This is a genomic window from Microvirga vignae (genome assembly GCF_001017175.1).
Classification (GTDB): domain Bacteria; phylum Pseudomonadota; class Alphaproteobacteria; order Rhizobiales; family Beijerinckiaceae; genus Microvirga; species Microvirga vignae.
The window spans coordinates 57,750-74,497 of sequence record NZ_LCYG01000056.1; the positions used below are offsets into that span (position 1 = coordinate 57,750).

General features: G+C 60.3%; 13 protein-coding genes. 8 read left to right on the plus strand and 5 right to left on the minus strand.

What is annotated here, in order from left to right; all coding sequences use genetic code 11:
• Positions 1 to 97 precede the first annotated feature (97 nt).
• Positions 98 to 1,033, plus strand: coding sequence for a LysR substrate-binding domain-containing protein (locus AA309_RS20805; RefSeq protein WP_047190937.1), 936 nt, complete (start codon positions 98 to 100; stop codon positions 1,031 to 1,033).
• 88 nt (positions 1,034 to 1,121) lie between these two features.
• Here AA309_RS20805 and AA309_RS33335 read toward each other — a convergent pair whose 3' ends face one another.
• Positions 1,122 to 1,511 carry a DDE-type integrase/transposase/recombinase gene (locus AA309_RS33335; protein WP_084731458.1) on the minus strand — a complete coding sequence of 130 codons (390 nt, stop codon included), beginning with the start codon at positions 1,509 to 1,511 and terminating at the stop codon, positions 1,122 to 1,124.
• Here AA309_RS33335 and AA309_RS37805 point away from each other — a divergent pair.
• The 4 genes from AA309_RS37805 to AA309_RS34510 all read left to right on the plus strand — a co-directional run bounded on the left by AA309_RS37805 (position 1,414) and on the right by AA309_RS34510 (position 4,286).
• On the plus strand, positions 1,414 to 1,623 hold the full coding sequence (locus AA309_RS37805) for a DUF6894 family protein (RefSeq protein ID WP_052954894.1): 210 nt from the start codon (positions 1,414 to 1,416) through the stop codon (positions 1,621 to 1,623). The two genes, AA309_RS33335 and AA309_RS37805, sit on opposite strands and share 98 nt — an antisense overlap.
• Before the next feature lie 246 nt (positions 1,624 to 1,869).
• Positions 1,870 to 2,280 (plus strand): cupin domain-containing protein, encoded by a 411-nt coding sequence (locus AA309_RS32305; RefSeq protein ID WP_052954895.1) that lies wholly within the window; start codon positions 1,870 to 1,872, stop codon positions 2,278 to 2,280.
• 344 nt (positions 2,281 to 2,624) lie between these two features.
• The gene (locus AA309_RS20820; RefSeq protein WP_150117669.1) at positions 2,625 to 2,978 is read left to right on the plus strand and encodes a hypothetical protein; all 354 of its coding nucleotides are present in this window, start codon (positions 2,625 to 2,627) and stop codon (positions 2,976 to 2,978) included.
• Positions 2,979 to 4,022: 1,044 nt separating this feature from the next.
• Positions 4,023 to 4,286 carry a helix-turn-helix domain-containing protein gene (locus tag AA309_RS34510; protein WP_150117670.1) on the plus strand — a complete coding sequence of 88 codons (264 nt, stop codon included), beginning with the start codon at positions 4,023 to 4,025 and terminating at the stop codon, positions 4,284 to 4,286.
• 660 nt (positions 4,287 to 4,946) lie between these two features.
• Here the strand turns inward: AA309_RS34510 and AA309_RS20840 are convergent.
• Positions 4,947 to 5,705 (minus strand): hypothetical protein, encoded by a 759-nt coding sequence (locus AA309_RS20840; RefSeq protein ID WP_047190942.1) that lies wholly within the window; start codon positions 5,703 to 5,705, stop codon positions 4,947 to 4,949.
• Between the two features lie 526 nt (positions 5,706 to 6,231).
• Here AA309_RS20840 and AA309_RS20850 point away from each other — a divergent pair.
• Complete coding sequence (locus tag AA309_RS20850; RefSeq protein ID WP_047190944.1) at positions 6,232 to 6,960, plus strand: Crp/Fnr family transcriptional regulator; 729 nt, start codon at positions 6,232 to 6,234, stop codon at positions 6,958 to 6,960.
• Between the two features lie 228 nt (positions 6,961 to 7,188).
• Here AA309_RS20850 and AA309_RS20855 read toward each other — a convergent pair whose 3' ends face one another.
• Positions 7,189 to 8,052 (minus strand): GNAT family N-acetyltransferase, encoded by an 864-nt coding sequence (locus AA309_RS20855; RefSeq protein ID WP_047190945.1) that lies wholly within the window; start codon positions 8,050 to 8,052, stop codon positions 7,189 to 7,191.
• Between the two features lie 375 nt (positions 8,053 to 8,427).
• Here AA309_RS20855 and AA309_RS20860 point away from each other — a divergent pair, with 375 nt between their 5' ends.
• Positions 8,428 to 10,926 carry a S8 family serine peptidase gene (locus AA309_RS20860; RefSeq protein WP_200902019.1) on the plus strand — a complete coding sequence of 833 codons (2,499 nt, stop codon included), beginning with the start codon at positions 8,428 to 8,430 and terminating at the stop codon, positions 10,924 to 10,926.
• 339 nt (positions 10,927 to 11,265) lie between these two features.
• On the opposite strand, the gene AA309_RS20865 is transcribed toward AA309_RS20860, so the two are convergent.
• Entirely contained in the window at positions 11,266 to 13,272 is a 2,007-nt protein-coding gene (locus AA309_RS20865; protein ID WP_084731460.1) for a sodium:solute symporter family protein, read from the minus strand.
• A gap of 128 nt (positions 13,273 to 13,400) precedes the next feature.
• Complete coding sequence (locus tag AA309_RS20870; protein WP_047190946.1) at positions 13,401 to 14,738, minus strand: mechanosensitive ion channel family protein; 1,338 nt, start codon at positions 14,736 to 14,738, stop codon at positions 13,401 to 13,403.
• Positions 14,739 to 15,420: 682 nt separating this feature from the next.
• Here AA309_RS20870 and AA309_RS20875 point away from each other — a divergent pair.
• A complete protein-coding gene (locus tag AA309_RS20875) occupies positions 15,421 to 16,419 on the plus strand; it encodes a DUF2865 domain-containing protein (protein ID WP_160310516.1) in 999 nt (332 codons plus the stop codon).
• Positions 16,420 to 16,748 lie beyond the last annotated feature (329 nt).

Genomic DNA, 16,748 nt, shown 5'->3' on the forward strand with positions numbered 1-16,748 from the left:
CGCTGCGCGACCGGCAGGGCACGCTATCGCGCTTCCCGGTTGATTAAAAATCGCATTTGCTGTTGACTTCATAACAGAATGTTATGAGGAGTAGGCCTTGGCTCGCTTGAATCCGCGTCAGATAGAAGCTTTTCGCAGCGTGATGGTCACTGGGGGGATCACGCCTGCAGCGGAAATGATGAATGTCACGCAGCCCGCGGTCAGCCGACTCATCCGTGATCTTGAGGCATCTGTCGCCTTGAAGCTCTTCGAGCGCGAAGGCAGCCGCCTTACTCCAAGCTCGGAAGCGATCTTGCTCTTCCGTGAGGTCGATCGTCTGTATCTCGGCCTCGATCAGATCGCGCGCGCTGCCGACGACATTCGGTCGCACAAGAACATCGTCCTGAGAATTGCCACGGTTCCATCGCTCGTCAAACCCTATCTGCATGAAGTGATTTCAGGAGTGCTGGGCAGGCAGGCGGACCTTCCGCTCGTCATCGACGTGGAAAGCACCAGTCATATTTCTGAAATGATGGCCGCCAACCGCTATGATCTGGGCTTCATCTATGGTTCGCCGCGTTCAACAACCACGAGTGTGGAAACGCTTTACACCACGCGCGCCGTAGCGGCTGTTGCACCAGACCACGAACTGGCCACTCATGAGAAACTGACGATAGAGGATCTGTGCAATTTCCGAGTACTTATTCCTGGACGCAAGACGCCGTTGCGCGTCGAACTTGATCGCATTCTTGCCCGGAAAGAGCTAACAACGGCGACCGCGGTCGAAACCTCCATGCTGAACTGCTGCTATCTGGCTGCCTCCGGAACCGGTGTAGCCATCGTTGATCCCGTGACGGTGATGGGAGCTGAAGTAAAGCTCGTGCAAAAGCCTTTCATCCCAGAGATTCCGATCTCATACCTTGCGGTCAAGCCGCCACAATCTGCCAAGAACCAGATTGTGGATCATCTTGTCGATGAAATGCGTCGTCTGATCACACAGCAACTACATCATGCTTCGAATGATGACATCGATTACCGCCCTCAGGAAAGTTGAGCGCTGGGACGTCGTCGCATTGACTGCCCTGCCGGCTCTGTTGCCTTATCCAAGTTAAGGCACAGCAATCCGAGCCCGGAGTGCTTCGTCAGGCGGCAAGACCGAACAGCTTGTCAGCGAGACGCACTTCGCCTGCCGCTCCTGGCTGCGTTAGGATGCAGTGGCCACGGCGGATCATGCGCATCATCTCGAAACCCTTCGACGTGGTGCCCGCCATATTCATGTTCTGGAACCCGCGGGTCGGCCGGATCACGCGCCCGATCGCTCCGTAATCGGCCTCAATGACGTTGTTGAGGTATTTCGACGTCCGGTGCTCCACGTGATGTGCCAAGTAACCGTCTCGCTTCAGACGCCAGAGCGCCTTTGGATAAGAGGCCGGTTTGTCGGTTGGGATCGTTGCAATTCTGGATGACGTGGGTGTTGAAGTCCCCAACCTGGATGTCACGAAGGCCCAGGCGTTAAAAGCCATCGATGACATGCGACAGGAGTTCGGTGGAGCCGTCGGAGAATGGGCGGGATGGCGGCTCAACGTTGTGCGCCCTGAAGGAACCCTCCTTCACACTATTCCTCCCACCAGCATCCTTCGCTGAACCTCACTTCTGAGGGGAAACGTTCCGACCGAAGCCGTAGACAGCCAAACTTGGCTGACAGAGGCACAAAGAAGCCCCACCAGGCAAACTAACAGGGCCTGGAATTGTTGGTGTTGGACCTGATGCAGCGGTGAGCAGTCCGAAGCTCCGTGCAGCCGCTGCAGAGCCGCTCACGGAGCCCGTGAAGCCTGTCTCCGGCACGTGCTTTGTGGTAGACTTGCTTCTCTCCTTGAGGAGGAGCGCGATATGAAGAGCATCGTTCTCGTATGCGCCTTTGTATGTGTCGCCTCGACTGCTCAGGCGCAGCAGTCAGCACCGCAACCCCCTGGTCCTAACTTCGTCCTGAAACAGATCACCCCGACTCTGCCAACCAAGGAGCAGCTTGAGGTCCGGGTTCGCACCTCAACCATCCAACCGGGCGCAGTCGGCCAGTGGCATACCCATCCCACGCCCCCGATCGTCTACGTGGTGGAGGGCACGCTTTCCGTAGAAAGAAAGGATGGGGAGACGGTCCATACCCAGGCGGGGCAGGCTGCGATCGAGCCGGTCAACACTATCATCCGCGCCACCAACAAGGGGCAGACACCCGTGAAGCTGGTGATCTTTCAGGTCAGCCCACCAGAGGTCCCCGAGTCCCACCCGGCTCCGCCACAGTAGCAATGCACCGATATGATCGAACGGCAGGAGGGATAATCTTCCGCCCAATTCCATGACGGGCGTTCCGCGAAAATCAGAGGACCGGCGCATCGGGTAATGCCTCGGAAATCTCGGAAAAAGTGACGGATCAGGAGTCCGACCATAAGCCCACCAAATGCGCCGCGTGTGTGAGACACTAACTCCTGGTCAGAGCGGAGGTATATTCGGCAATCTCAGGAGAGGAGGCTGTGATGCTTGCCGTCCTACTCTGCCTTCCGGTTTTCTTGCTTCTCGCAGGTGTCTGTCTGGCCCGTCCGGTCCACCATGTAGCGTCAGCGCAATCCTGCTCATCAGGACAGCAGCCCATGCCGGACCTGCACGGTCTCATCCTACGCAGCAACCCCCACGTGCTGGCGACCGGCAGACTGATCAAGGGACTATACTATTCCAACGCCTCCACAGGCCCTCATGCCATGGCAGCGTTCTATATGGCCTGTGACCACATGCTCGAACAGAAGCCGTTCCTGATCATGGATCTCCGCTCCAGCCGGTATTTCCTCGACGGGAACCGCGATAGCTGCGTCGATGAGACTGGGACATTGCCAGTGCCAGAGATTGATCCGGCGAATTTCCTGCCCGCCGTTGACGGGGCAGAAGAACTTTGCAACGAGAACCCCATCGGCCAGCGCCAGCTTAACAACTTAATCGCTGTTCGATAAATGGCCTTCTGCGAATTACGAATTACGATATGAGCCGATTGCGGATCTCAGCGACCGCTGCACCAAGGCACCACACGCCGTGTATCCCCTTATCTCGGTGAAGAGATGGACCAACGGATTTTCGTTGAGTATCTCGCCGACAGGGCATGACAGCGGCTCCGCCTTGGCAGTATTCCATGAGTCTCAGTTGGAGGGATCAGACACCCGGCACCTCACTCGATGTCCCGCAAATTTCAGATCTCGGGGCAGGCGAGACAATCATTGCCTGACGCCACTAGTGCTACGTTTAATCTCGTCCTGGTCTGCCCAAGGGGCTCCGGTTGCCCAGGTACACCGGATGACGGGTGGCAGGGGTATCTTCAAAAACGGGGCTAAAGGTCTTGTTCTTCTTGTTGGGCCTATGCGGATGATGTCGATCTCCCGAGAGTTCCCGTTCCTGACCATCATCTCAAATGCACTCACCGGCCCCATAAATAGTCAGCAGAATTTCTTCAGAATTGTCTGTCACCCGACTGACAGCACGGGTCTGGCTGAGTACGTGAGGCATACCGACCTTGTGATTTGCCCCTACGGGTCGAACCTCCCAGCGCCCCTGAGACAACGGGCGCTTTCTTTTTGCCTGGACCTTTAGGAGTCCCATCCAGGCATATTCCCGTGATTCGCCCCTGCATGCTGAGGATCCAGCGGCGGCAGCGCGCCTCGACCGGATGCAAGACATTACACGAGACCCGCTGAATGATCTGCGCCATCATCAAGGCCTCGCCGTAGTTCTGGATCAAGTGCTGCAGCCTGGAGCAAGCCTTCCGGACCTCATTGAGACGCTCGACCGGAATGCATGAGGCCGTGTCAGCCATCTGCAGTGCTGAGGCGTGTCCTGTGTTTCCGCCAAGCCTATATGTGCAATGGCTACCCGTCGGATTGAGCATCCCTCGTTACTCCAACTTTTCCTGGGCCATAAGTCTAGAGCCAGGAGGTTTCTCCCTCATCGTGTCAATATGATCCTCCCGATGCCAGTCATTCCCCCTGGCCTCCAAGGATCCCCAAGTGAGCGACCACGAGATACAACTGACGGAACGGGACTACTATCTGCTCGGCGTGCTCGCGGAGGAGGTCCGCGGCCACACTCAAGCCTTGCGTCGTTACCCTGAGGACGGGGTGGTGAGGCTTGTGCGAGGAGGATACCTGGAAAGGGTGACGTTGCCGGCTTGGAATGGTCGAGAGGCCAAGCACTACCGCATCACGCCAAAAGGTCGGGCCGCTTGGCGAACTCATCGGTTCACCGATCCTAAGCCGTCGCACGAGGAATAAACGGCGCAATTCCGCAAAGACTGTCTACGGAACAGCAGAAGGAAGGCGACCTCGCGCCAGGCTTTGCCTTCCATACGTCCTTCGATGTCTGAACCTCATCCTGCCGATGATCCTGTTCCGCCTTCTGTGTTGGGGACAACAGCGGCAGCAAGGACTACAAATAGACTCCGCCGTGGGAGAAGGGCGTCGAGCTACCATGGCGAGGCTCGGCGGTGGCCTGTCACCGCCGAGCCACCCCCGCTCAGCCCGAGGAGATTGCACTCGAGACCCTTTCGAAGGCTAGGCCCGTCAACCAGGGAGGTGAGGGTAGATGGCCAAGGCTTACTACAGCTCTAGGCGCGAGGGACATATCCCAGGTCTGCGTCTGCCCCAAAGCGTTTGGGTTGCGCTGCGCGCGCAGGGTATCATGCACATCGACTGGCTCAGGGCTGTTGCGGACCAACTCCACCTGCTCCCAGGTATCGGGCGCAAGAGCGCGCAACTCGTTCGAGAAGAACTCGTCCGGATAGCGGCACCCGAAAAACAGTCCCCCAGCCGTTGAGCGCGAATTTCCGAGAGGCGTCTTTATGGAATGCCACGCGCTATCAACGGGAGAAGCGGCTCCCCAGGAGAGAGCCGCTGTTGAGGACAGGCGAGCCTGTCACCCGCTCTGTCATAATGCTATGCGAAGTCGACCGGGACACGAAGCAGCAGGTCATCCATGGCGACGTGCTCACCAGCTCCGTCTAGTCCGGCGTTGGTTCCTCCCGCCCCATCGATGCGAACCTCGTCAATGCTCTCGAACTCGTCGCCGAACTCGATGAAGGTCTTGGTCGGATCGAGTGTGACAACCTTGGTGCCGACGAGAACACCGTCGTCAAAACCCTGGATTGTCACAACGAGATCATTGTTCCAAGCCGCCGCGAAGTAGCCGCTCACGAGATCGAAATCCTCGTCGGGATCGGGGGAGCTGAACGAAGCTCCATTCGCAAACGCATCATAGCCCGCAGAGTCTGGGGAGTTGATGACGTTATTATAGCCACTCGCGGCAAACTGACTGTCGTCTTGCGCCCAGAAATTATCCCAGTTCAGGCCCTTGTATCCGTCCTGGATCTCGGCGGTTCCTCCCTCGGGAGCAATCCCCTCGAAGTCGATCAAGAGCGGCTTGGCCTCTTCGCTCACAGCGGAGATGACGGCAACGGAAGCATGCGACAGCTTGTCGGTCGTCAGAACCGCTGTGTCGACCTCGACAAGCGAGTTGTCGCCGTAGGCCTCGGCATCGACCGTCACCATGGTCGAGTTGCCATCCAGGTCTACGTCAGAGTCGACCTTCACATCAGCCTCGACGTCCTTGTCGAACTCGATGTCCCAGTCAAGCGCCACCTCGCTGTCGATCTCGGCGTCAATGGTCTTCTCAAACTTGATGTCCTGCTCACTCATGACACTGCCTCCCGTCCTCAAGGGCCGAGCGGGATCGTTAGCGAGGAGGACTTGCTCGCTATCCTGAGATCAATCGAAGGTGATCCCCCCGCACGGATCTGCGCGTCCGCAAGAGCAGCAAACTCCAAGCAAGGAAACAGAGCTATGTATTGTGTCGATCAATCATCGCACAAACAGCGATGCCATAGTTTTGATAATGGCAAATTTTTTGGAGTTGGCAATTAATATTGCCGTATCTTGTGATGGACGTAAGTTTTATGTGCCAAGTAACTTATATCTATCTTAAGATATACATGATTTTATGTGTAGATATCGCAATTATTATATATTATTCTATAGATACTTGTGAGTATCAAAAGATGCGCCAGCTCTGGAGGTTGGATGAGGCTACCGAACAGGCCAGTCGCATGCGTGAGAAAACTCGTGTGTAGTTCGCAGAACCGCATTTATGAAACCGGACACGCTGAGACGATCTGCGCCCATCTGCGTTGTCCGGGCGAAGTGATGTTGTCGCCATGGCTAAGGAATGAGACCCGATCACCGCACGAACTGGCTCCTCGCAAGTCTGGAGGCGGAGGACTTTGCGGCCCTTGGGCCTCACCTCGAACTCGTCGAACTGTCGCGCGGTCAGGTACTCTATGAACCTGGGGATCCCGTCCGCCACGCCTATTTCCCGCATTATGCCGTTGTGTCGCTCGTGAACGTGCTGGAGGATGGCGGCTCCGTCGAGGTGGCGGTGTTCGGGCGCGGCGGCGTCCTGGGTCTCTTGAGTGCGCTCGTGTCGCGGGAAGCCTTCGGCCGCTATGTCGTGCAGATCGCCGGCACTGCCTCGCGCATCTCGGTCGAACACCTTGAGGAGGTCAGAAACGGCCGTCCCAAGATCAGGCGGTTGATCCAGAACTACGGCGAGGTGCTGCTGGCCCAGACGTTTCAGATCCTCACCTGCAATGCCGTTCATTCGGTCGAGGCACGCTGCTGCCGCTGGATCCTGATGGCGCATGACCGGGCGGATCAGGACACTCTCTCCCTCACGCATGAATTCCTGGCCGAGATGCTGGGGGTGCAACGCCCGACCGTGAGCGTTGTCCTGCGAACGTTGCAGACGGCCGGACTGATCCAGCAGAGCCGCGGCAGCATCACCGTGGTCGACCGGGCGGGGCTCGAAGACAGCACCTGCGAATGCTACGGCCGGATCCGGCGCATCTACCAGCGCCTCTTGCCCGGCTCTTACTCACCACAGGTCCCGTCCGGATAGAAGTCACGATAGTCTCCCGCGTGTCGCAGAAGCGCCTTCAGGGAGTTAGAGATCATACTCTTGGTCTTTCGGGTTAACCGTCATGAACCGCCTCGCCACATGCGGGGATGCTGCCAAGACGCAGCGAACGCAAGGAAGCGGCGAAGGAGGTCAGAAGCCGCGCCGCAGCCGCCATGAGCCACGAGGTCAAGGCGGCCGAGTAGGACCGGCAGGGATCCTGGAGCGCGGTCAGTAGAGGACGGAAGGGAAGTAACAGCCCTCCGGCTCCTGGTAGTGGCCCATAGCCATGAGCGTCATCGGCTTGATGGCCCTCATCCCTTGGTGGAGGCACCAGCGGAAGAGGTTCGCCTGCCGCGTCGGCAGGAGCAGGGAGAGCGGCTCCGCGCTCATGGCTCCCGCGCCCGCCAGGAGTGCCCTCATGTCCAGCTCGGTTTCGGCGACGCCGTGGTTCATCAGCCAGAACGTTGCCGCCGAAAGATAGCCCGTGATGCGACCCTCCCGCTCGACCACGAATGGCATGAACACCCGCAGCGCCTCCTGGAGCTCATGGGTACGCCCGATGCCATGGACAACCGTGCAGAGCGCGCCACATGCGCCTACATCCTCGACGGTCATCGGCCGGACTGAGAAGCCCAGGTCCGGCCCGCTGTGGGGTGTGCCGCACATGAGCAGGAGCGGCTCCCGGACGTCGAACCCCAGCGAGGCGTAAAGCGACATCGAACGGGTATTGAAGGCATCCTGGACGAGGCGCACACCTATAGCGTCACCGGCGCGCTCGAGAGCCGCTTCCATGAGCCGCCGCCCGACGCCGCTGCCCTGGACGGCCGGATCGACGGTGATCGGCCCGATGCCGCGGATCGGGTCGCCTTCGGCCATGAAGTTGCTGCCGACCACCCGCCCGTCCAGCTCGGCGACCACACCATAGATGGATGGGGCCGCGATGAAGGTCTCGGCAAGTTGCGTTCCCGCCTCCACCGACGGGAAGTCCCATGGGAAGCCGTGCTGGTCCGCTATCCCCCTGAAGGCCTCGAAGATGATGCGCCCGCAGGCCTCCGCATCGGCCGGCTCGACGGGACGGAGTTGTGGAGTCATGGCCGCCTCCCTCTCTTGGAGCAGCGCGGTCGCACGAGAGCCGGCGACCGCGCTGCCTCGCCGCTCAGCCTCTCGCGGAAGCGCGTGTCAGGCAAATGAGATTCCGAGCCAGATCGCAATGAAGGCAAGGGAACTGGCGATGGCAGCCCACTCCGATGCCGTCCCCAAGATGACTCGCCCGGGAAGATACAGGTCCACGGGCTTCTCGCAGGGCGGATTCCCTGCGGTCAAGGTCGGTGGTAGGCTTCTATCATTGCCGGAACGGGTACCTGCCGCGCAGCCATGCGAACGTCGCGCGTTCAGCCACCCGGACTACCACAACCCGAACCATCGGCCCTGCAGCCGTACCCATCCGGTGGCCGAGAGGAGCCTGGAATGGTCAAGCGACCTGCGCCGGCGAAGAGCAAGCCCCGATCCAAAAGTCCACGAGCGTCCACGCGCCCGCGAACCAAGCTGATCCCCCTGCCTGCAGCGGCGCCCCCTACCGCTCTCAGCATGCCCGACCTCGGGGCGAAGGCCGCAGCCCCGCGGGTGCCCGGGGCAAAAGCTGCCAACACCATCATCTACGTTCACGGCATCAACAACAAACCGCTGGCATCCGTGCTCAAGTGCCAGTGGGACACGGCCCTGTTCGGGACCCCGCTCGGCGACCGCAGCCGGATGGCCTATTGGGTCAACCGGGAGTACTACCCGCGACCGCTCAACGAGACCTGCGCGTCGGGCGATCTCATCAGCATCGACGATGACGAGGCCACCACGCGGGCCATCATGGCGCTGGCGCGCGGCGAGCGAGTCAACGAGGAACAGGCAATCGCGAACGAAATCGCGGCCCTGAGCGACGATCCTGTCCGCCAGGCTTTCCTGGGCAGGGTAGCGGGCAAGATGCTCGCTGGAAGCCGGATCAGCGAGGCTCAGCTCTCAGTGAGTTCCATACAAGCCAAGGTGCTGCCCCTGCCGGAGTTCCTGCGCCGGCTGATCGCCCAGAAGATCACACGGGCGTTCCTGCGGGACGTGAACGACTTCCTCTTCGTCAAAGAGCGCCGCGATGCGATGGAGCAGAACTTCCTTGATCGCCTGGCCGCCGGCGGCGGGCCTTTCGTGGTCATTGCTCACAGCCAAGGCTCGATGATCGCCTATGACGTGCTGAGACGGCTCGATCGCGCCCGGTTGCACGTGCCGCTGTTCGTCACCATGGGATCTCCGCTGGGCATGCAGGAGGTGCAGGACATGCTCCGCCAGTGGACCGGAGGCACCCTCCCCTTCCCGCCCTGTGTCGATCGCTGGCTGAACGTAGCCGATCGGCTCGATCCGGTGGCTTTCGATGTGGATCTGTCCGATGACTTCGAGGGCCGGATCGAGAATGTCCCGCGATCGGGAGAGCTGGGTATCGGCATCAATCCTGACTCGCCCCAGCATCCCCATTCCGGAACCGGCTATCTCAGAACGAGGTACGTGCGTGAATCCGTGCGCGAGACGGTCGGCACCGCCTTCCAGCAGGCGATCGCCCCGTTTGCCATCGCCAAGGATCTTGCGGCTGATCTTGAGAACGCGCATCGCGGCGAGCGCCATGAGGTCCTGATCCAGCTCGCAGAAGATCGGCCCGGCCAGCCAGCCCAGCGCAAACGCCTGGATGAACTGGCCGGCGCAGTCGAGACCAAGATCCGGCAGATGGTGGAGGCCGGAGGTGACCCAGCGGCGGATCCAGAGGTCGAGCGGCTCAGGCACTTTGTGACCGCAAAGCTCACCCGCCTTGAGGTCGAGACGCTGCGCTCACTGTTTGCCGATCTTCGCATTGACGGGATCTGGCGCAATTACGCCAAGAGGGCTCTGGTGACCTCGTCAACCCACACGGTGCAGGCTCGACCGGCCAACCTCGGCTACGGCGCGGACGGGAAGAACATCTGCTGGGCCGTTCTCGACACCGGCATCCGGGCGGATCACCCACATTTCCAGAGATACGGGAACGTGCTCGAGCAGTGGGACTGCACCCGCCGCGGTGAGCCACGGCAGCTGAGCCGCGGCATGCCTGACTTCGACAAACTGGACAGGAACGGTCATGGCACGCATGTGGCTGGCATCATCGCGGGCGAACACATCGTGCCCGACGAGGCTGGCATGGACGTCACCTTTGCCGGCATGGCGCCGCGCTGTTCTCTCTACGGTTTCAAGGTTCTGGATGATCAGGGTGGCGGTCGGGACAGCTGGATCATCAAGGCTCTCGACAAGATCACCGAGATCAACGAGAGCGCCGGACAGCTTGTCATCCACGGGGTGAACCTGAGCCTGGGCGGGACTTTCGACCCGAGTGTCTTCGGCACCGGCCATACCCCGCTGTGCCAGGAGCTGCGCCGGCTCTGGCGACAGGGAGTCATCGTCTGCCTGGCGGCGGGAAATGAAGGCTATGTCATCCTGTCCGGCTCGGAGGGCGAGGTGCAGGCTAACCTCGACTTGTCGATTGGTGACCCGGCGAACCTGGAGGAAGCGATCGCCGTGGGATCTGTGCACAAGACCAATCCGCACACCTATGGCGTCTCGTACTTCTCATCCAGGGGGCCCACTGCGGATGGGCGCCGCAAGCCGGATGTCGTTGCGCCTGGCGAGAAGATCCTGTCGGCTCGCCACGATTGGGGAACCGCCTCCGCTGACGGCACGGCTGGTCGAAACGATCTTTATGTGCAGATGAGCGGAACCAGCATGGCAACGCCGCATGTCTCAGGCATCCTCGCGGCGTTTCTGTCGCTCCGGCGGGAGTTCATCGGCTACCCCGAGCGGGCAAAGGAGATCCTGCTGGACAGCTGTATCGATCTACGACGGGATTTATACGCGCAGGGGGCCGGGTTGCCGAACCTGATCAAGATGCTGGCTCTGAATTGAGAAGACGCACAGCCAGCCGGAGGTTAACAGCGGACAGAGTAGATCCGGCTTCTTGCGCAGCCACTTCGCAGTCTGTCAGACCCACGTATCCAGCGAGCGGACATTCGGCCTACTTCCGGAATGTGCCAGGAACGGACCTTCGCGGGCGACAGCGACCGCGACGAGCGCGATGGAGCAGCGTCGCCGCATGCGGGACGAATCTGCTCGTTGGGCCAAATCATAGCCCGAGCATCGACGCCCATTGTGACCTCCTAATCCCGCCGCCAACCATGAGATCAGGACCTTGCGCAAAACCTCAGTCTTCGAGGAAGGGCTTCTTTGGTTGTCAATGCCAGCGTGTCATTGGGAACTGGCGCTGCTCCTTTGTCCTGTTTCGTAGGCTGGCTGATCCGATTCAGGTCCGCTCGGTCCGTCGCTCCCGGGAGCGCTTGCCACGCCAGATATAGCGACTGGCTGTGCTGGAGGAGTTGCCAGTTCCATGTAATAGGCGAGAAACCAAATCATACCGACCCCGAGCATCCATCCTACGATCTGCCAAGCCCAAAGCGACGGCATGCCAATCCACCAGCTGGCGGCGGTGTCAGGGTCGCCGAAGATCGAGTTGCCGATTACGGCTCCGGGGCCAGCGGCAAAGACGAACCAGACCACCACCATCCCCCATGCCAATGGCACAAGACGCTTCTTTCGGCTTGGAAGCGAAGCGCCCTGGCGCAGGAAGGCATGGAACTCGCTCTTGCGCCGGGCATCATCTTTGGTGAAGAGCGATACGGCGATGGCCAATGCGAAGTTGCAGAAGATGCCCCATGCGGCGGAATGGATCGTCAAAGGCCAGCGTCCCCACGCCGTGATGCCAAGCCAAGTAGAGGCAAATCCGTTGGTCAACGTGACGGCGATGAGCCCTACGATGAGGCCGCAGGTGACGCCCTGTCGGGTCAGAAACGGCCAGTAGCAGACGGCAATCAGCGCAGGCCACATCTGCAGGCCATAGGCGATAGCAAGGCCTCCGAGCGGCACGAGCGCGTCAGTTGCGGTCGAGGCGATGGTCAGCGCCAGAAACACGACGACGACGACGGCCATGCGGCCAATGAAAATCTGCGTGCGGTCGTCGGCCGCCGGCATGAGGAAGCGTTTGAGCACGTCGCGCGTCAGGATCGCGCCCGCCGTCGCCATGTAGCACGAGGCAGTGGACTCCACCGCCGCCAAGGCGCAGACGGCGAGCAGACCGACCAACCACGGAGCGCGGTGGCTCATCACGGTCATGAGCTGAGGCACCAGGCTCTCCTGTCTTGCCGGGGTTGCCAGAAGATCCTGGCCTCCGAGACGCTCGACGAGGATTGGATTGACGAGCTCCGGATGGGCCTTGAGGAAGGCTTGATCGGCACCGAGAAGGTGACCTCCCAACCCCTGAATGACCGTGAACAGGATCAGGATCGCCCCGATCCCGAACGAGGAGATCCATACCTGCTGAGGTGCAAAGCCCCGCGAGCTGCTGCTCGCAAACGCCCACATCGAAAAGGCCGGCGCCGCCATGACCCCCATCGAGCCGAAGAGAAAGGTAAGAATCATGCTGCCGGTCCAGGCGCTGCCTTGCGCGCGCGTGCCCTCGCGCACGAGCTGGATCGGCCCGGGAATGGCGAGATAATGGCTGTGGCCGGCCAGCGTCCGGTTACCATCCATCTGGGCAAGGGCGGCGATGCCGCCAACAAGCCGCTCCCAGCCACCGATGAGCGACAGGGCGGCCATCCCCAAGATGACGATTCCAAGCATCTTCAGGGGTGCCTGAACAACGTCCACGTAGGCGACGGTGCGCAGCCCTCCGGTGGCGACATAACTCATCAGAACGAATGTCAGCACCCACATGCCGAATTCGATACCGAGCAAGCCATCGGTCAGTACCGCCAGCAAGAAGCCAACGGCTCGAAGCTGAAGCCCCAGATAGGGAACTGAGAAGAACAAGGCTACAATGACAACCAAGAGGCGTATGAGGTCGGATTGGAAGTAATAGGCCAGCATCTCGCCCGGCGTGATGAAGCCGAAGCGTTTCCCAAGCATCCATTGGCGCTTGAGGAAGAGAGTGCCGGTCAGCGGGATCGCGATCGCCCATAAGGAGAGGTGAGCGTACGGCAATCCATCCGTGTAGGTGAGACCCGGATGACCAACGAAGGTCGCGCCCGAGAACGACGTTGCTGTCGCGGCGAAGACGAAGACCCAAGCCGGCAGGGAGCGGCCGGCAATGAAATACTCAGTCGCCGTGCGCGCCTGCAATGCTCCCTTGATCCCCCAGAAGACGCAGTATGCCCAATACAGCATCATGAAGGAGAAGACCCACGCGATCTTGGACTCCATCGGGCATTCCTATCCTTGAGCATGCAAACCCAGATCTTTGAGGATCGTCTGAATCCGCACCACCTCACTCGTGAGGCACGTTGTTGCGCCGCTCGAGCGTGCGGCCAGTCGCTACCCACCTTCCGCTGCTACGTCGGCGCAGCCACACGAAATGCAGGCGGCTGGTCCACCGCCGCGCCGTGAACGTATACGTCGCGTTGCGGCAACGGGATCTCGACGCCGTGCTGATGGAACAGCTTCAGGGTCTCGAGCAGGACCTCGCTCGTTACGTTGCGGACGCCATTCTGGGCGTCCTTGATCCAAAAGCGCAGCTCAAGATGGATCGCATAATCGCCGAAGCCAAGCATGAGCGCCGTGGGTTGGGGCTCACACAGGACCCTGGGCGACTCGGCGGCAGCGGCCGTCATCAGCTCCAATGCCTTGGGCACGTCGGCCTTGAAGGAGACCGGGACCTTCGCCTTGAGGCGCACCAGATCGTTCCTGTGGGTCCAGTTCGTAACTTGCTTGGTCACAACGTCCTCATTGGGGATCAGGAACTCGGTGCCATCGCGGGTCTCGATCGCGACATAGCGCGCGCCGAGCGATGACACCCAGCCATAAGTGTCACCGATCTGAATGACATCTCCAGGCTTTATGGATCGGTCCATCAGCACGATGATGCCGCTGATCAAATTCGAGACCACCTTCTGCAGGCCAAAGCCGATGCCGACGCCGACCGCGCCGCTGAATACCGCGATGGCGGTCAGGTCGATGCCGACACCTGCCAGTGAAACGACGATCGCAATGGTAATGACGGTGGCTTTGAACAGCTTGCCGATCAGCACCTGCACGGACGGCGTGAAGTTGGGCAGCCTCTGGATGCGCCTTTCGAGAATGCCGGAAATCAGCATTGCGATCCACAGGAGGACGGCAAGCGACAGCATGCCCCTGAGCACCGTCAGGACCGAGACGCGCAGGTCGCCGAACGTCACGGAGAGGCTGTCGAGCACATCCATGGTAGGCGTCAGCAGGTGAAGGATGTTGAGGGCCGCGATCGCATAGGCGGAAACCATGATCGCCCGTGACCAGAGCGGATTGCGCACGGCGATGGAGGCGAGCCAAATGACGATCCAGGCGGCCAGAAGGTTGATAGCGATACGCACGACGTTGTAGGGCCAGCCGAACTTGGCCGCGAGGCCCATCGCCAAGGCCAAGCCGAGTAGCCACAGCAGCGGCAGGACCAGGGAGGCCAGCTTGCTGAGCATCATCTGCGAGAAGGCATTCGCCGACGAGCGCTCGATCCGCTGCAGGACCAGTGGATGGACGAAGTCGTGCACCCACCATGCTGCGAATCCCGTCGCGACGACAGCAGGGATTTGCATCGCCGTGTAGACAATGTTGGTGGCGGTAAAAAGCTCGTTGAAGAGCCAAGCGATACCAGACTCAAGCCAGGCAAAGAAGGCGCTGGCATCAATCGAAGGCTGCATGCGAGCCTCCTCACTGCCTAAGCCCCAGCGCCCCGATGATACCTGTCGCCGATCCTTTCAGGTAAAGGATGGCAGTGTTACCCGCTCCAACTGAAAGCGTTCAGGAAACCCCGCATGCTCTCCAGCCGTGGAGCGTCGATAATCTGCGTGACAGCCTGCCCTCGGCGACCTGGCTCTCCTGTACACGGTAGCATAGACACACTGGAATACTTATGAAAAGTAATACTAACCTACAGAACCGTCAACGAGTTGCGCTCCGTCGGGCGGATCTGTTGCAGCTTTGAAGCTGGCCTCGCTTGGGCTACGACACACTTGGCCTACGACACAAAAGTGTCGGGAGGTGGGTCTGTCGCAAACTCACTTTTACTTACCGATACTGGCGCGTCTGCACTGACCGGATGCCGCAAAATCAATGGTTTGGTGCCACTATCATGACGGCGCGAGGGCGCTAAAAATGCCTATCTTTCAAGTTTACGACAGAACCCTCCAAGTTGGTAATGGTTGGCGCAAAAGCAGTAAGACCGAAACCACTGCTCCGATCATCGGCTTATTGACTCGCCAGGCATTCGCAATTCATCCACCGCCTGCCTTCCCGCCTCCTGTGGCGCCTTCGTCGCCTTAACTCCCGGCAGGGCAAGGCATCCCTCGTTGAGGCGCGATGCTTCAAGTGCGGGAGACAGGCATGACGACGCGATGCGGCCCCATTCAAAAGCCGCTGCTTACCATCGGAGCGACACTCCTACTCTTCCTTGGGGGACAGGATGTTGCCTTGGCTCAGACAGCGGATTGCGAGAGGTACAAGGCTGAGCTTGCGTCCCTGAACCGCAGCGGCGCCTCATCTCGCATGGCCGAGGCCAACGCGGCGCGGCACCGTGGCGAGATCGAGCGGCTGGCGGGCTACTACCGCGCCATCGGCTGTGACCGGGGCGGCTTCTTCTTCCGCCCGCGGCCCGAATGCGGTCCGATTGCCGGACAGATCCGCGCCCTGCAGGCGAGCTACCAATTGCTCGTTGGCCAGGCTGCGAATGCTGAGGCCATCGGTGAACGCCAGCGCCAGCTCAGGGCCGCCATCATCAAAGTGTGTGACGCCTCGGCAGAACCGGAGTCCATTCCAGCGACCAAGCTGATGGGCCGCGGGCGGCTGGTGTGCGTGCGGTCGTGCGATGGCGGCTATTTCCCTCTGGACAGCCAACCGAAGGGCCGAGAGAGCGCAGCAGCCCTATGCCGCGCCCTGTGCCCCAGCGCGCAGGTGATGGTCTTCCATGCGCCCCGTGAGGGCGGCATTGAGGATGCAGTGTCTGAGAATGGTGAGCCGTACATGAAGCTACCCAACGCGCTGCGCTACCGGAAAGCCTATGATCCGAGTTGCTCGTGTAAGAAGCCGGATGAGAGCTGGGCCCATGTGCTGCGCAAGGCTGAAGGCATGATCGAGCGCAAGAAGAGCGACGTCTTGGTGACAGAAGCCATCTCTCAGCAGATGGCCAACCCGGTGCTGCGGCGGCCTAAGACCAAACGGGGCAAACCCGAAGGCGCGACCATCAGTGCATCGACCGTTCAGAAGTCCTCCTCAAAGGGTCCGGAGACGACAGGCGGCATTGAACCAAACACCGCGCCTCCTGCCAGGTTCGATACGAGAATACGGGTGATCGCGCCTGACATCATCCCTGTCCCGGAGCCATAGGTGTCGGACCCGGGTCGGTAGAAGGACACGGAGGGACTTTTTAGTTGATTCGATTTCAACCTTTGGTATTTGGCGCCTAGAGCATCGGACCCAAAAGTGGAATCCACTTTTGGGTCCGATGCTCACTCCCCTTTCATGAGCGCATCGTTGGGCGCGGAAAACCGGGTCCACTTTTCCGCACGATGCGCTAGAATTAGCCTTGCGCCCGTAGAGCGATATCCAGCCGATCGGTCGTGATCTGGCGAATGGGCTGGTTCAACCGATAGGCCAATTCAGCTTCTTCGTTAGGAACTCAGGCACCGATCTGGGCAACACCAAATCTCGCCGAG

What these genes read in the sequence shown, in the direction of transcription:
- AA309_RS20860 (WP_200902019.1), top strand. Translation starts at nt 8,428, where the DNA reads ATGGTCAAGCGACCTGCGCCGGCGAAGAGCAAGCCCCGATCCAAAAGT.
- AA309_RS20820 (WP_150117669.1), top strand. Translation starts at nt 2,625, where the DNA reads ATGCCGGACCTGCACGGTCTCATCCTACGCAGCAACCCCCACGTGCTG.
- AA309_RS20875 (WP_160310516.1), top strand. Translation starts at nt 15,421, where the DNA reads ATGACGACGCGATGCGGCCCCATTCAAAAGCCGCTGCTTACCATCGGA.
- AA309_RS20855 (WP_047190945.1), bottom strand. Translation starts at nt 8,052, where the DNA reads ATGACTCCACAACTCCGTCCCGTCGAGCCGGCCGATGCGGAGGCCTGC.
- AA309_RS20870 (WP_047190946.1), bottom strand. Translation starts at nt 14,738, where the DNA reads ATGCAGCCTTCGATTGATGCCAGCGCCTTCTTTGCCTGGCTTGAGTCT.
- AA309_RS20840 (WP_047190942.1), bottom strand. Translation starts at nt 5,705, where the DNA reads ATGAGTGAGCAGGACATCAAGTTTGAGAAGACCATTGACGCCGAGATC.
- AA309_RS20865 (WP_084731460.1), bottom strand. Translation starts at nt 13,272, where the DNA reads ATGGAGTCCAAGATCGCGTGGGTCTTCTCCTTCATGATGCTGTATTGG.
- AA309_RS32305 (WP_052954895.1), top strand. Translation starts at nt 1,870, where the DNA reads ATGAAGAGCATCGTTCTCGTATGCGCCTTTGTATGTGTCGCCTCGACT.
- AA309_RS33335 (WP_084731458.1), bottom strand. Translation starts at nt 1,511, where the DNA reads ATGTCATCGATGGCTTTTAACGCCTGGGCCTTCGTGACATCCAGGTTG.
- AA309_RS20850 (WP_047190944.1), top strand. Translation starts at nt 6,232, where the DNA reads ATGAGACCCGATCACCGCACGAACTGGCTCCTCGCAAGTCTGGAGGCG.